Annotated in this window: 11 protein-coding genes; 3 read left to right on the forward strand and 8 right to left on the reverse strand. The window is 71.1% G+C overall.

Annotated features, from left to right (window positions below; genetic code table 11):
- Positions 1 to 4 precede the first annotated feature (4 nt).
- Positions 5 to 1,006 carry an LLM class flavin-dependent oxidoreductase gene (locus AQJ27_RS02315; RefSeq protein ID WP_067360797.1) on the forward strand — a complete coding sequence of 334 codons (1,002 nt, stop codon included), beginning with the start codon at positions 5 to 7 and terminating at the stop codon, positions 1,004 to 1,006.
- A 42-nt stretch (positions 1,007 to 1,048) separates the two neighbouring features.
- The gene (locus AQJ27_RS02320) at positions 1,049 to 3,397 is read left to right on the forward strand and encodes an ATP-binding cassette domain-containing protein (RefSeq protein ID WP_067360800.1); all 2,349 of its coding nucleotides are present in this window, start codon (positions 1,049 to 1,051) and stop codon (positions 3,395 to 3,397) included.
- A 55-nt stretch (positions 3,398 to 3,452) separates the two neighbouring features.
- Here AQJ27_RS02320 and AQJ27_RS02325 read toward each other — a convergent pair whose 3' ends face one another.
- The 5 genes from AQJ27_RS02325 to AQJ27_RS02345 form a co-directional block, all read right to left on the reverse strand.
- Positions 3,453 to 4,262 carry a lysophospholipid acyltransferase family protein gene (locus AQJ27_RS02325; RefSeq protein ID WP_067360803.1) on the reverse strand — a complete coding sequence of 270 codons (810 nt, stop codon included), beginning with the start codon at positions 4,260 to 4,262 and terminating at the stop codon, positions 3,453 to 3,455.
- A complete protein-coding gene (locus tag AQJ27_RS02330; RefSeq protein ID WP_067360806.1) occupies positions 4,262 to 5,032 on the reverse strand; it encodes a GNAT family N-acetyltransferase in 771 nt (256 codons plus the stop codon). The genes AQJ27_RS02325 and AQJ27_RS02330 overlap by 1 nt, the downstream gene beginning before the upstream one ends.
- 295 nt (positions 5,033 to 5,327) lie before the next feature.
- The gene (locus AQJ27_RS02335) at positions 5,328 to 6,077 is read right to left on the reverse strand and encodes a succinate dehydrogenase/fumarate reductase iron-sulfur subunit (RefSeq protein WP_067360811.1); all 750 of its coding nucleotides are present in this window, start codon (positions 6,075 to 6,077) and stop codon (positions 5,328 to 5,330) included.
- Positions 6,074 to 8,032 carry a fumarate reductase/succinate dehydrogenase flavoprotein subunit gene (locus tag AQJ27_RS02340; RefSeq protein WP_067360814.1) on the reverse strand — a complete coding sequence of 653 codons (1,959 nt, stop codon included), beginning with the start codon at positions 8,030 to 8,032 and terminating at the stop codon, positions 6,074 to 6,076. Before AQJ27_RS02340 ends, AQJ27_RS02335 begins: the two co-directional genes overlap by 4 nt.
- Position 8,033: 1 nt before the next feature.
- A complete protein-coding gene (locus tag AQJ27_RS02345; RefSeq protein ID WP_067360816.1) occupies positions 8,034 to 8,705 on the reverse strand; it encodes a succinate dehydrogenase in 672 nt (223 codons plus the stop codon).
- 119 nt (positions 8,706 to 8,824) lie between these two features.
- On the opposite strand from AQJ27_RS02345, the gene AQJ27_RS02350 reads away from it, so the two are divergent.
- The gene (locus AQJ27_RS02350) at positions 8,825 to 9,706 is read left to right on the forward strand and encodes a LysR family transcriptional regulator (RefSeq protein ID WP_067360819.1); all 882 of its coding nucleotides are present in this window, start codon (positions 8,825 to 8,827) and stop codon (positions 9,704 to 9,706) included.
- A 35-nt stretch (positions 9,707 to 9,741) separates the two neighbouring features.
- Here the strand turns inward: AQJ27_RS02350 and AQJ27_RS02355 are convergent, their stop codons facing one another.
- From AQJ27_RS02355 to AQJ27_RS02365, 3 genes are all read right to left on the reverse strand, one after another.
- Positions 9,742 to 10,521 (reverse strand): SDR family NAD(P)-dependent oxidoreductase, encoded by a 780-nt coding sequence (locus tag AQJ27_RS02355; protein ID WP_067360822.1) that lies wholly within the window; start codon positions 10,519 to 10,521, stop codon positions 9,742 to 9,744.
- Between the two features lie 208 nt (positions 10,522 to 10,729).
- Positions 10,730 to 12,865: a putative bifunctional diguanylate cyclase/phosphodiesterase gene (locus tag AQJ27_RS02360; RefSeq protein WP_067360825.1), complete on the reverse strand. Its 2,136-nt coding sequence runs from the start codon at positions 12,863 to 12,865 to the stop codon at positions 10,730 to 10,732.
- Positions 12,862 to 13,674 (reverse strand): SAM-dependent methyltransferase, encoded by an 813-nt coding sequence (locus AQJ27_RS02365; RefSeq protein WP_067360827.1) that lies wholly within the window; start codon positions 13,672 to 13,674, stop codon positions 12,862 to 12,864. Before AQJ27_RS02365 ends, AQJ27_RS02360 begins: the two co-directional genes overlap by 4 nt.
- Between the last annotated feature and the right edge of the window lie 160 nt (positions 13,675 to 13,834).

Consider the following 13,834-nt stretch of genomic DNA (forward strand, 5'->3'; position numbering starts at 1 on the left):
CCGTATGATCCGAGGAGTGACGCGTTTCTCCGTCCTCGACCGCTCGCGCACCCGCGAGGGGCACGACGCCGCCGAGGCCCTGCGGGACACCGTGCGTCTGGCCCAGGAGCTGGAAGGGCTCGGGTACCACCGGATCTGGGTCTCGGAGCACCATGGTGTGCCCGGAGTCGCCGGGTCCGCGCCCACCGTGCTGGCCGCCGCGGTCGCCGCCGCCACCCGGACGATCCGGGTCGGTACCGGCGGGGTGATGCTGCCCAACCACCAGCCCCTGATCGTCGCCGAGCAGTTCGGTGTACTCGAGTCCCTGTTCCCCGGGCGGATCGACATGGGGCTCGGGCGTTCGGTCGGCTTCACGGACGGGGTGCGCAGGGCGCTGGGGCGGGACAAGGACGTCGCCGACGACTTCGCGGGGCAGCTCGACGAACTGCTCGGCTGGTTCCGCGGCCCGTCGTCGACGGGGGTGCACGCGCGCCCCTCGGAGGGGCTGACCGTGCCGCCCTTCGTACTCGCCCTGAACGAGGGCGCCACGATCGCGGCGCGGGCGGGCCTGCCGCTGGTCATCGGGGACATCCGGAACCGGGAGAAGATGCGGCGCGGGATCGACCACTACCGCGCGACGTTCCGCCCCTCCGTGTGGGCGGCGGAGCCCTACATCGTCGTGTCAGGCGCCGTCGCGGTCGCCGAGACGCCGGACGAGGCGATGCGGTTGCTCCTCCCCGAGGCCTGGTCGATGGCGTACGCCCGCACGCACGGCACCTTCCCGCCGCTGCCGCCCGCCGAGCGGGTCGAGGATCTCACGATGAACGGCAAGGAGCGGCATTTCTACGAGTCGGCGCTCGCGGGACAGATCGCGGGCACCGAGAAGCAGGTCGAGCACGAGCTGGAGATGTTGATCGGGGAGACCGGCGCGCAGGAGCTGCTGGTCACGACCAGTACGTACGACCGCGAGGCCCTGCTGGACTCCTTCCGGAGGCTCGCCCGGGTCGCGGGACTGACTACAGCCTAGAATCGTGGGGTTTGCCCCGAGCCCCCGGCAGGAGTCCCGTCGATGTCCGACCCGCACCGCCGCCACGACGCGTACGTCCGTGTGCGGGGCGCCCGCGAGCACAATCTCCAAGGCGTGGACGTCGACATCCCGCGTGATGTGCTCGTGGTCTTCACTGGGGTCTCGGGCTCGGGCAAGTCCTCGCTGGCGTTCGGGACGATCTACGCGGAGGCCCAGCGCCGCTACTTCGAGTCGGTGGCGCCGTACGCGCGACGGCTGATCCACCAGGTCGGGGCGCCGAAGGTCGGGGACATCACCGGGCTGCCGCCCGCGGTCTCGCTCCAGCAGCGCCGCTCGGCGCCCACCTCGCGCTCGTCCGTGGGCACGGTCACCAACCTCTCCAACTCCCTGCGGATGCTGTTCTCACGCGCGGGCGACTATCCGCAGGGCGCCGAACGCCTCGACTCGGACGCCTTCTCGCCGAACACGGCCGCCGGGGCCTGCCCGGAGTGTCACGGTCTCGGCCAGGTCCACCGTACGACCGAGGAGTCACTGGTCCCGGACTCGTCGCTGTCGATCCGCGCGGGCGCGATCGCCGCGTGGCCCGGCGCCTGGCAGGGCAAGAACCTGCGCGACGTCCTCGACGCGCTGGGGTACGACGTGGACCGGCCGTGGCGCGACCTGCCGGCCGAGCAGCGGGAGTGGATCCTGTTCACGGACGAGCAGCCGGTCGTCACCGTGCATCCGGTGCGGGACGCGGACCGGATCCAACGCCCCTACCAGGGCACGTACATGAGCGCCCGGCGCTACGTCATGAAGACGTTCTCCGATTCGAAGAGCCCGACGCTGCGAGCCAGGGCCGAGCGGTTCCTGACCAGCGCCCCGTGCCCGGTGTGCGGCGGCAGCCGGCTGCGTCCCGAGGCGCTGGCGGTGACCGTCGCGGGCCGCACGATCGCCGAACTGGCGGCCCTGCCGCTGTCCGAACTGGCCGGGACCCTGGAGCCCCGGGGAGAGGCGGCCCGCGTCCTCACCGACGACCTGAGGGCACGGATCGCCCCCGTCGTCGAACTCGGCCTCGGCTACCTCAGCCTCGACCGGGCCACCCCGACCCTCTCCGCGGGCGAGCTGCAACGACTGCGGCTGGCCACGCAGTTGCGCTCCGGTCTGTTCGGTGTCGTGTACGTCCTCGACGAACCGTCCGCGGGTCTGCACCCGGCGGACACGGAGGCCCTGCTCACGGTCCTGGACCGGCTGAAGGCGGCGGGCAACTCGGTGTTCGTGGTCGAGCACCATCTGGATGTCGTGCGGGGTGCCGACTGGCTCGTCGACGTCGGTCCGCGGGCGGGAGAGCACGGCGGGCGGGTGCTGCACAGCGGTCCGGTGGCGGAGCTGGCCGGGGTGGCGGAGTCGGCCACGGCCCGCTTCCTCTTCGACCGCTCCCCCACGCCGGAACGTGAAGTCCGTTCCCCGCAGGGGCAGTTGAAGGTGGGGCCGGTGAGCCGCCACAACCTGCGCGGGGTGAGCGCCGCGTTCCCGCTCGGTGTGCTCACCGCCGTCACGGGTGTCTCCGGCTCGGGCAAGTCCACCCTCGTCGGCGAGGTGACCGAGGAGCTGGCGGGCGTGGGACGGCTCGTCTCCGTCGACCAGAAGCCCATCGGCCGTACCCCGCGCTCGAATCTCGCCACATACACGGGCCTCTTCGATGTGGTGCGCAAGGTCTTCGCCAGGGCGGAGGAGGCACGAAGGCGCGGCTACGGGGTGGGGCGCTTCTCCTTCAACGTCGCGGGCGGGCGCTGCGAGACCTGCCAGGGCGAGGGGTTCGTGAGCGTGGAGCTGCTGTTCCTGCCGAGCACCTACGCCCCCTGTCCGGACTGCGACGGGGCACGCTACAACCCCGAGACGCTCGAGGTGACGTACCGCGAACGGAACATCGCGCAGGTCCTGGACATGACGGTGGAGGCCGCGGCGGAGTTCTTCGCCGACACCCCGCCCGTCGCCCGCAGCCTCGCCACGCTCCTCGACGTGGGTCTGGGCTATCTGCGACTCGGCCAGCCCGCCACGGAGTTGTCCGGCGGCGAGGCCCAACGCATCAAGCTGGCCGGCGAGTTGCAGCGGGTCCGCCGGGGGCACACCCTCTACCTCCTCGACGAGCCGACGACCGGGCTGCACCCCGCCGATGTCGAGGTGCTGATGCGCCAGTTGCACGGCCTGGTCGACGCGGGACACACCGTCGTGGTCGTCGAGCACGACATGTCGGTGGTCGCGGGCGCGGACTGGGTGATCGACCTGGGTCCCGGCGGCGGGGACGCGGGCGGCCGGATCGTGGCCGCGGGCCCCCCGGCCGAGGTGGCGCGGGCGGAGGGCAGCACGACGGCTCCGTACCTCACCCGGGCACTCGCTCGGGGCCGGTAGCCCCGTACCGCCGGCCACCGGCCCCTGTCCCTTCGGGTCGCCTCGTCCTGATACGTCAGCGATGTGCGAGGGCCGACGCGCGTGCGTCCCGGGAATGCAACCCCCCTTGCGCCGCGCGGGCCAGCTCCCGTCGATCCGGGTGGCTGCCCGGGGCGAGCGAGGGCCGTACCTCGACCTCCGCCACCAGCCCGCGTGCCGAGGCCACCCGCCACAGTGAGGCGAGCAGCGAGTCGTTCCCGACGAAGGCGGGCGCGGTGCTCGCCACTCCCCCGGCGAGCCGGTAGTGGATGTGCACCGGCTGGACCGGCACCCCCGCGTCGAGCGCGGCCTGGAAGACGGCCCGCCGGAAGTGTCCCTGCGCCCTGCCGCACCAGGTGCTGCCCTCCGGGAAGGCCACGACGGCCGCCCCGTCCCGCAGCAGCCCGGCGATCCGCGCCACCGTGTCCGGCAGCGCGCGCAGCCGGTCGCGTTCGATGAACAGGACACCGCCGCGCGCGGCCAGCGGTCCCGCCACCGGCCACTGCCGGATCTCGGACTTGGCGAGCATCCTGGCCGGCCGGACGGCGGCGAGGAGCGGGATGTCCAGCCAGGAGATGTGGTTGGCGACGATCAGCAGCCCGCCGGTGGGGACGGCGGGGCCGGTGATCCGGACGCGGACGCCCGCGGCCCGCACGATCGCCCGGCACCAGCGCCGTACCGGCTCGGCGGGGATCCGCCCGCCGAACGGCAACAGCACGACCCCGGTGGCGACCACGACCAGGACCGCCGCGAGCCGCAGCACGGCGCGCGGTACGGCCGTGGCGGACCCCGTCGCCTCGACGCACGCCCTGGGGGTGCAGGGCGCGCTGGGCAGCCAGACGCTCATCAGGCCGGGACGAGCGAGAGGAAGTGCCGCAGATAGCGCGGGTTGACCCGGCGCATCGACAGCAGCACGAACAGGTCCGCGACCCCGAAGTCCGGGTCGTGCGCCGGTGCCGCGCAGACCCAGGCGCCGAGCCGGAGATAGCCGCGCAGGAGCGGAGGCAGTTCGGTGCGGGGCTGAGGGGTGACACCCTCCGCGGTCCAGGGCAGCAGCGGTCGCACCCGGTACTCCTCGGGTGCCAGGTGCTTGGCCTGCACCCGGTCCCAGGTTCCGGCCGCGAGCTCGCCGCCGTCGGCGAGCGGGATCGAGCAGCAGCCCGCGAGCCACTCGTGGCCGCCCTCGACCATGTAGCGGGCTATCCCGGCCCAGATGAGGCCGATGACGGCGCCGTCGCGGTGGTCGGGGTGCACGCAGGAGCGCCCGACCTCGACGAGTCCCGGGCGGATCGCGTCGAGCGGGCTCACGTCGAACTCGCCCTCCGAGTAGAGCCGGCCGGCGATCGCGGCGCGCTCCGGGGGCAGCAGGCGGTAGGTGCCGACGACCTGGTCGGTCAGCGTGTCACGGACCAGCAGGTGATCGCAGTAGGCGTCGAAGGCGTCGATGTCGAGCCCCGGCTGCGGCGTGGTCAGCAGGGCACCCATCTCCCCGGCGAAGACGTCGTGCCGCAGCCGCTGTGCGGCCCGGACGTCGGCCTCGGAACGGGCGAGGGAGACGGTGTAGCGGGTGGGGGCCAGGGGCTGCGGGGGGCTGTCGAGGGTGGAAACGCCGGTCATGGCACTCTCCTGGTCACGGGCCGGTTCGGCACAGCGGCGGCAGACCGGTTCGGTACGGCCCGCGCGCTCCTGTTCTTCCGATGCCGGTTGGCCTGCACGTGACCTGTGCCAGGAGCCAGGATGTGGGGATGTTGAATGCCAGGAGATTCCCCCGAATGCGAGACGGGACCGGGAATGAGCACCACTCCCGGCCCCGCCCGTCCGCACAGATCCGGCGAACGTTTTCTTAACAACGGGCCTCGGCCGCGGGGAACTGCGCGATCAGCCCCCACCAACCCGCAGTCCAGGCACCGCCTCAGCGACGCCCTGACTTGCGAGCGGCTCGCAGCCACTCCTTGTTCATCCCGGTGATGGAAACCAACGGAATCCCCTTTGGGCAGGCGGTCGCGCACTCCCCGGCCAGCGTGCACCCCCCGAACCCCTCCTCGTCCATCTGCGCCACCATGTCCAGCACCCGCGTCTCCCGCTCGGGCGCGCCCTGTGGCAGCACGTTCAGATGGTTGATCTTGGCCGAGGTGAAGAGCATCGCGGCACCGTTGGGGCAGGCGGCCACACACGCACCGCAGCCGATGCACTCGGCGTGCTCGAACGCGAAGTCGGCGTCCGGTTTCGGTACGGCCGTCGCGTGGGCCTCGGGGGCGGCACCGGTGGGGGCGGAGATGTAGCCGCCGGCCTGGATGATCCGGTCGAAGGCCGAGCGGTCCACGACGAGGTCCTTGACGACCGGGAAGGCGGAGGCACGCCAGGGCTCGACGTCGATGGTGTCGCCGTCCTGGAAGGACCGCATGTGCAGCTGGCAGGTGGTGGTGCGCTCGGGTCCGTGGGCGTCGCCGTTGATGACCAGGCTGCACGCGCCGCAGATGCCCTCGCGGCAGTCGTGGTCGAAGGCGACGGGGTCCTCGCCCTTGAGGATGAGTTCCTCGTTGAGGGTGTCGAGCATCTCCAGGAAGGACATGTCGGCCGAGATGTCGTCCACCTCGTACGTGGACATCGCTCCGTCGGCGTCGGCGTTCTTCTGGCGCCAGACGCGCAGGGTGAGCTTCATGCGTAGCTCCGCTGGGTGGGGTGGACGTACTCGAAGACGAGGTCTTCCTTGTGCAGGACGGGCGCGGCGCCGCTGTCGGTGAACTCCCAGGCGGCGGCGTAGGAGAACTCCTCGTCCCTGCGGGCGGCCTCGCCGTCCGGGGTCTGGGACTCCTCGCGGAAGTGGCCGCCGCAGGACTCGGACCGGTGCAGCGCGTCGAGGCACATCAGCTCGGCGAGCTCCAGATAGTCGACGACGCGGTTGGCCTTCTCCAGGGACTGGTTGAACTCCTCGCCGGTGCCGGGGACCTTGATACGCCGCCAGAACTCCTCGCGGATCTGCGGGATGCGCTCCAGGGCCTTGCGCAGACCCGTCTCGGTGCGGGCCATGCCGCAGAACTCCCACATGAGTTCGCCGAGTTCGCGGTGGAAGGAGTCGGGGGTGCGGTCGCCGTCGACGGCCAGCAGCAGCCGCAGCCGGTCCTCGGTCTCGGCCAGCACCTCCTGGACGGCGGGGTGTTCGTCCGTGACCTCGGCGTGGTGCGGGTTGCGGGCGAGGTAGTCGTTGATGGTCGACGGCAGCACGAAGTAGCCGTCGGCGAGGCCCTGCATCAGGGCGGAGGCACCGAGGCGGTTGGCGCCGTGGTCGGAGAAGTTGGCCTCGCCGATCGCGAACAGGCCGGGGATCGTGGTCTGGAGGTCGTAGTCGACCCACAGTCCGCCCATCGTGTAGTGCACGGCCGGGTAGATCCGCATCGGCACGGTGTACGGGTCCTCGGCGGTGATCCGGGCGTACATGTCGAAGAGGTTGCCGTACTTTTCCTCGACCTTCGCCCTGCCCATCCGCCCGATCGCGTCGGCGAAGTCCAGGTAGACGCCCTGTCCGCCCGGGCCCACCCCGCGGCCCTCGTCGCAGACGTTCTTCGCGGCGCGGGAGGCGATATCACGCGGGACCAGGTTGCCGAAGGCGGGGTAGATCCGCTCCAGGTAGTAGTCGCGCTCGTCCTCGGGGATCTCGTTCGGCGGACGGGTGTCGCCCTGCGCCTTCGGGACCCAGATACGGCCGTCGTTGCGCAGCGACTCGCTCATCAGCGTGAGCTTGGACTGGTGATCGCCGGTACGCGGGATACAGGTGGGATGGATCTGGGTGAAGCACGGGTTGGCGAAGTAGGCGCCGCGCCGGTGCGCCCGCCACACGGCGGTGGCGTTGGAGTTCATGGCGTTCGTCGAGAGGTAGAAGACGTTGCCGTAACCACCGGAGGCCAGGACGACGGCGTCCGCGTAGTACGTGTCGATCCGGCCGGTGATCAGATCCCGTGCCACGATGCCGCGCGCCCGTCCCTCGACCACGATCAGGTCAAGCATCTCGGTGCGTGGATGCATCTCGATGTTGCCGGCCGCGATCTGCCGCGACAGGGCCTGGTAGGCGCCGAGCAGGAGCTGCTGGCCGGTCTGGCCGCGGGCGTAGAACGTGCGGGACACCTGGACGCCGCCGAAGGAACGCGTGTCGAGCAGACCCCCGTACTCCCGCGCGAAGGGCACGCCCTGGGCGACGCACTGGTCGATGATCTCGACCGAGATCTGCGCGAGACGGTGGACGTTGGACTCGCGGGCCCGGAAGTCGCCGCCCTTGACGGTGTCGTAGAACAGCCGGTGGACGGAGTCGCCGTCGTTGCGGTAGTTCTTCGCCGCGTTGATGCCGCCCTGGGCGGCGATCGAGTGGGCGCGGCGGGGCGAGTCCTGGTAGCAGAACTGGACGACGTGGTAGCCCTGCTCGGCGAGCGTGGCGCCCGCCGAGCCGCCCGCGAGGCCGGTGCCGACCACGATCACCGTGTGCTTGCGGCGGTTGGCGGGGTTGACGAGCTTGGCCTCGAAGCGACGGGTGTCCCAGCGCTCGTTGACCGGGCCCTCGGGGGCCTTGCTGTCGACGACGGGCGCACCGGTCGTGTACGCGGCGTATTCAGAGGCTGCGGTCATGTCAGCTCACCAATCCGGTCATGACACCGACGGGTACGGAGATGAAGCCCACCGTCAGCACCAGCGCGAGGACGTCGGCGATGGTCTTGAGGGCGCGGTCGCGGGTGCGGCTGCCGGCGCCCAGGGTCTGTGCGGCGCTCCAGAAGCCGTGCCGGATGTGCAGGCCGAGCGCGAGCATCGCGACGATGTAGATCACGTCGCCGTACCAGGTCGAGAAGGTGTCGATCACGTTCTGGTACGGGTGTCCGGGCTGGAAGCCGCCGGGGTGCGCGGTGCCGGTCGTCAGGTCGAGGATGTGCCAGACGATGAACAGGCCGAGGATGATCCCGCCCCAGCGCATCGTGCGGGTCGCGTAGCTGGACCTGGGCTTCTTGTGGACGTACTTGCTCGGGCGCGCCCTGATGTCGCGGCGGCTGAGCTGGTACGCGGCGGTGGCGTGGGCGACGACGGCGACGACCAGGACCACGCGGATGATCCACAGGGCCCACTCGTAGTGCAGGAAGGGCTCACCGAGGGTGCGCAGCCAGTGGGCGTAGTGGTTGAAATCGCCCGAACCGAAGAAGATCTTCAGGTTTCCGAACATGTGCACGACCAGGTACATCAGCATGATCAGGCCGCTGACCGCCATCACGGCCTTCTTCCCGACGGAGCTGTCCCACACGGTGCGCGTCATCGACGGTCGTCGGTCCGTCCGCGTTGCCAGAGCCATGTCTCAGAAGCTAGGGCCGCGGGTGCCGATCGGTCCAAGACATGGTCCGGCTCGTTTCGATAGCTGGAGCCTATGATGGGTGGATGCAGTTCCAGCAGCTCCAGTACTTCGTGGCGGTCGCCGAGACCCGGCACTTCACCCGGGCCGCCGATCTGGTCCATGTCGCCCAGCCGTCCCTGTCCCAGCAGATCAAGGCGCTGGAACGGGAGTTGGGGGCGGATCTCTTTCTCCGGGCGCGCGGCAACATCACACTGACGGACGCGGGCGAGGCGCTGCTGCCCCTGGCCCGGCGCATCCTGGCCGACGCGGACACCGCCCGGCACGAGGTGCAGGAACTGGCCCAGCTGCGCAGCGGCCGGGTCCGCCTGGGCGCGACGCCGAGCCTGTGCACCGGCCTGGTCCCGGACGTTCTGCGCGCCTTCCACGACCGCTATCCCGGTATCCGGCTGCTGATCGAGGAGAGCGGCTCCCACGATCTCGTACGGGAACTCGCGCGCGGCGCGCTGGACCTCGCCCTGGTCGTCCTCCCGCTGCCCACCCCCTCCCCCGCGCTGACGACGGTGGAGCTGCTGCGTGAGGACCTGGTCGTGGTGTCGTCACCGGACGCGCCCGCGCCGGGGACCGGTCGCACCGTGCGCATCCCCGACCTGGAGGGCGAACGCCTCGTGATGTTCCGGCACGGCTACGACCTGCGGGAACTGACCGTCGCCGCCTGCCGCGCCGAGGGCTTCGAGCCGGACTTCGCCGTCGAGGGCGGCGAGATGGACGCGGTGCTGGGTTTCGTCAGGGCGGGGCTCGGCGTGGCCGTCGTCCCGCGCATGGTCGCGACGCGCTCGGGGCGCGGCCTGCGGGTGACACCGCTCGCACGCCCTGGACTCCACCGCGTCATCGCCCTGGCCCACCGCAGCGATGTGGCTCCGCCCCGCGCGGCCCGCGAACTCCAGCGGATGCTGCTGGAACGCTGACCGGCGCGAGGGGGCTCAAGAGGCAGGTCGGTACGTCACCAGGTCGGGATGAAGCCGCCGTCGATGACGAAGTCGCTGCCGGTGATGTTGCGGGACTGGTCGCCGGCGAGGAAGAGGACCAGGTCGGCGACCTCGGACGGCTGGGAGAAGCGGCCGGTGACCGTGGCACTGGACGCCTGGGCGACCACGTCGTCCGGGGTGATCCCGGCGGCTGCCGAGACCGTGGCCGCCACCCCGTCGCCGCCGAGCCACAGCTCGGTCTCCACCGGGCCCGGGCTGACGGTGTTGACCCGGATGCCCTGGGGGCCGACCTCCTTGGACAGCGCCTTGGAGAAGGCGACCAGCGCGGCCTTGCCCGCGCTGTAGTCGATCACCATCGGGTCGGGCAGGGTGGCGTTGACCGAGGCGACCGTCACGACCGAGCCCTGCCCTGCGGACAGCATCAGGGGCAGGGCGGCGCGGGTGACCCGTACGGCCGTGAGGAGGTTCAGGTCGACCGTGCGCCGCCAGTCCTCGTCGGTCACCGACAGGAATCCGCCCATGCGGGCGGGGGCCGCGCCGACGTTGTTGACCAGGATGTCCACCCGGCCGTCCGCCGCCGCCACGAGGCGCTCGGCGGCACCGGGTTCGGCCAGGTCCACCGGTACCCAGGCGACACCGCCCTGCTTGACCAGCGCGTCGAGACCCGGCGTCGTGGTGCGCGAGCCGGCGATCACCGTCGCCCCCGCCCCGGCCAGCGCCTCGGCGACGGCCAGTCCGATGCCCTTGCTCGCGCCGGTGACGACGGCTGTCCTGCCCCGGAGTTCCGTGCCCATCCTTCTCAGCTCCTTCGATTGCTGCACTACGGCGATACCCAGGGCCATACGGAGGGCGTCGTCCGACGGTCGGCGTGGAGGCCGAGACACAGCTGACGTTCACGGGCCCGCACCGGCTGCTCCGCCGCTCACGGATGCGCGGACAGCGGCACGGCCTCCTTTTCAGGAGACCACGCCACGTCCAGGAGACCACGCCACGCCCGAACCCTCAGCCTGTGGCGTCCACCAGGGCCAGTTCGTGCAGCCGCTCCGGTGGGCCGGGGCGGGCGTAGTACCAGCCCTGGGCCGTGTCGCAGCCCAGTATCCGCAACTGCTCGGCCTGTGCGCCCGTTTCGACGCCCTCCACGGTGACCGCGAGGTCGAGGCTGTGGGCGAGCGAAACGATCCCCTCGACGATCTTGAGGTCGACGGGGTCCGCCGGGAACTGCTGCATGCCCTGGGTGAAGGAGCGGTCCAGCTTGAGGATGCTCACGGGCAGGCGGCGGAGATTGGCGAGGTTGGAGTAGCCGGTGCCGAAGTCGTCGAGGGCGATGTCGACGCCCATCTCGGCCAGGCGCCGCAGCGGCTTGAGCAGATCGTCGTCGGCGCCGATCAGCGCGGACTCGGTGACCTCCAGACACAGCGCCTCGGCGTCGAGACCTTCACGCTCCAGGATGTCGACCGTGTCCTGGACCAGGCCCGGGTGGGTCAGCTGGCAGGGCGACAGGTTGACGTTGATCCGCAGCGGGCCCGAGTCGGCGTGCCGCTCCTGCCACTGGCGGGCCTGGCGGACCGACTGCTCCAGGACCCACCGGCCCAGCGGCACGATCAGCCCGGTGTGCTCGGCGAGCGGGATGAACCGGTCGGGGCCGAGAACGCCGTGCTGCGGGTGCAGCCAGCGCACCAGCGCCTCCGCGCCGTGCACGCTGCCGTCGCCGAGGTGCACGAGCGGCTGGTACTCGATGAAGAACTCGCCCCGGTCCAGGGCCGCGGGCAGCGCCGTGGTGAGCCCGTGCCGGGTGATGGCGCGGGCGTCGGCCTCGGGATCGGCGAGTTCGAAGCGGTTGCCGCCCGCGGACTTGGCGCGGTACATCGTGATGTCGGCGCTGCGCAGCACCTCCGCCGGGCCGCGCTCACCCGCCGGACCCTCGACGATGCCGATGCTGCCGCGGACCGTCAGTTCCCGGCCGTCGATGCGGACCGGGGTGACGAGGGCGTTCATGATGCGGTCGGCGAGCGCGTCCACCTCGCGCTCGGTGTCGGGCCCGGTGGTGAGGGCCACGAACTCGTCGCCGCCGAGCCGGGCGACCATCTCGCCGGGAGCGGTCGCGCAGGACTGCAACCGGTCGGCGACCTCGACGAGCAGCCGGTCGCCCGCCGCGTGCCCGAGGCTGTCGTTGATGGTCTTGAAGCCGTCGAGGTCGAGGTAGCACAGGCCGAAGCGCTGGTCGTTGCCCGCGGACACCGCCTTCTCCAGGCGTTCGAAGAAGAGGGTCCGGTTGGGCAGGCCGGTGAGCGCGTCGTGGGTGGCCTCGTAGCGCAGCCGCAGATTGAGCAGCCGGCGCTCGGTGGTGTCCTCCATCAGCGCGAGCTGGTACTGCGGCCGGCCGTCCGCGTCGCGCAGCAGGGACACCGTCAGGTTGGTCCACAGGGCGGTGCCGTCGGGCCGGTAGAAGGCTTTTTCGACGTGGTAGTGCTCGCGCTCGCCGCGTACCAACTCCTCGTACAGCCGCCAGACTTGGGGCGCGTCCTCGGGATGGGTCCACTCCGGGACCTTGCGGCCGCGCACGCCCTGCTCGGAACCGCCGAACATACGCAGCAGGGCTCCATTGACCTGCAGTATGTTGCCTTCGAGGTCGGCGATGCCGATTCCTATGGCCGCGCCCTCGAAGACCGCGCGGAACCGGGCCTCGCTCGCGTGCAGCGCCTCGGCCACCGTGCTGCGCGCGTTCAACGCCGCCTGGTAGATGGCCTCCTGCTCGGCGAGCGTCCGCTCCCGCAGTGCCCCGGCGAAGCCCGCCGCCATGGCGTGCTGCAGACGCGCCGAGCGGGTCCGCAGGGCCTCCTGGGGCCCGTCCTCGCCGCAGTAGAGCACCAGATAGGCGTCGACGCAGTCGAGGCTGCGGCTGAGGGCCTCGGGGTCGGTGCAGTGCGCGGCGACCAGCGCGGCGCCGACCGCCTGGCCCGCGGCCGCGTCGAAGGTCCTCGCCTTCAGCGCGTCACTCAACCGCCGGGCGAGCGGCAGGAGTTGCTGCTCGAGCTCCGGCCGGGTCAGCGACGTGGAGGTGATCGGGAAGACCGCCCGGCTCCAGATCGTCGCGAACCTGCGCAGTCTGTCCTCCGGCCCGTCCGGTTCGCCGGTCACGCCGTGCGCCCCACACCTGCGAACCCCGAGAAGGAATAAGGATCCTCGTCCTCGGGTGCCGTGTCGGGCCGCCAGATCGGCATCGGCACCAGACCGGGTTCCACCATGTCGTACCCCTCGAAGAACCGCGCGATCTCCTCGCGCGAGCGCATGATCAGCGGGTTGCGGATGTCCTTGTACACGTCGACCGCGCCCTCGGCCCGCTCCGGCGGGAGCGGGATTCCCTCGTACGACGCATGCGTGAGCACGAGCAGACTGCCCGGTGCCAGCGCGTCGCGCAGCTCGGCCACCGCACTGTACGGGTCGTCCGCGTCCTCCACGAAGTGCAGTATGGCAACGAGGAGGAGGGCCACCGGACGGTTCAGGTCGATCAACCGCTGCACCTGGGGAGTCGCCAGGATCTCCTGGGGCTTGAGCAGATCGGCCGCGACCACGTCCGCGTCCTCGTTGTCCCGCAGGACGGCCTGGCTGTGCGCGACGGCCACCGGGTCGTGGTCCACGTACACGACGTGCGCGCCGGGCCTGGCCGTCTGGGCGATCTCGTGGACGTTGCCGAAGGTCGGGATGCCGGAGCCGATGTCGAGGAACTGGTCGATGCCCTCGTCGGCCGCGAATCGCACGGCACGGCGCATGAACGCCCTGTTCGCCTGCATCACCTTGGGCAGTCCCGGCATGAACTCCATCGCCTTGCGCGCGGCTTCCCGGTCGACCTCGAAGTTGTGCGAACCGCCCAGGTAGTAGTCATAGATACGGGACACGCTCGGCACCGAGATGTCAATGCTGCGGGGGGCCCAGGCGGGACGCTCCATCTATCTCTCCAAGGCGTAGTCGACGACGTAGGCGATCCGGTGTTCGAGCTGAGGCTACTGATCGTCCGCCAAAGGAGCGAGTCAAAACGGAAATTGACCGTCCGTTCACCGTCACTGCCTCGGGCATGTGCCGAATTGGCGGCCGGTGCAGGTCAGTCGG

The organism is Streptomyces olivochromogenes, from assembly GCF_001514115.1.
Lineage (GTDB): Bacteria > Actinomycetota > Actinomycetes > Streptomycetales > Streptomycetaceae > Streptomyces > Streptomyces olivochromogenes.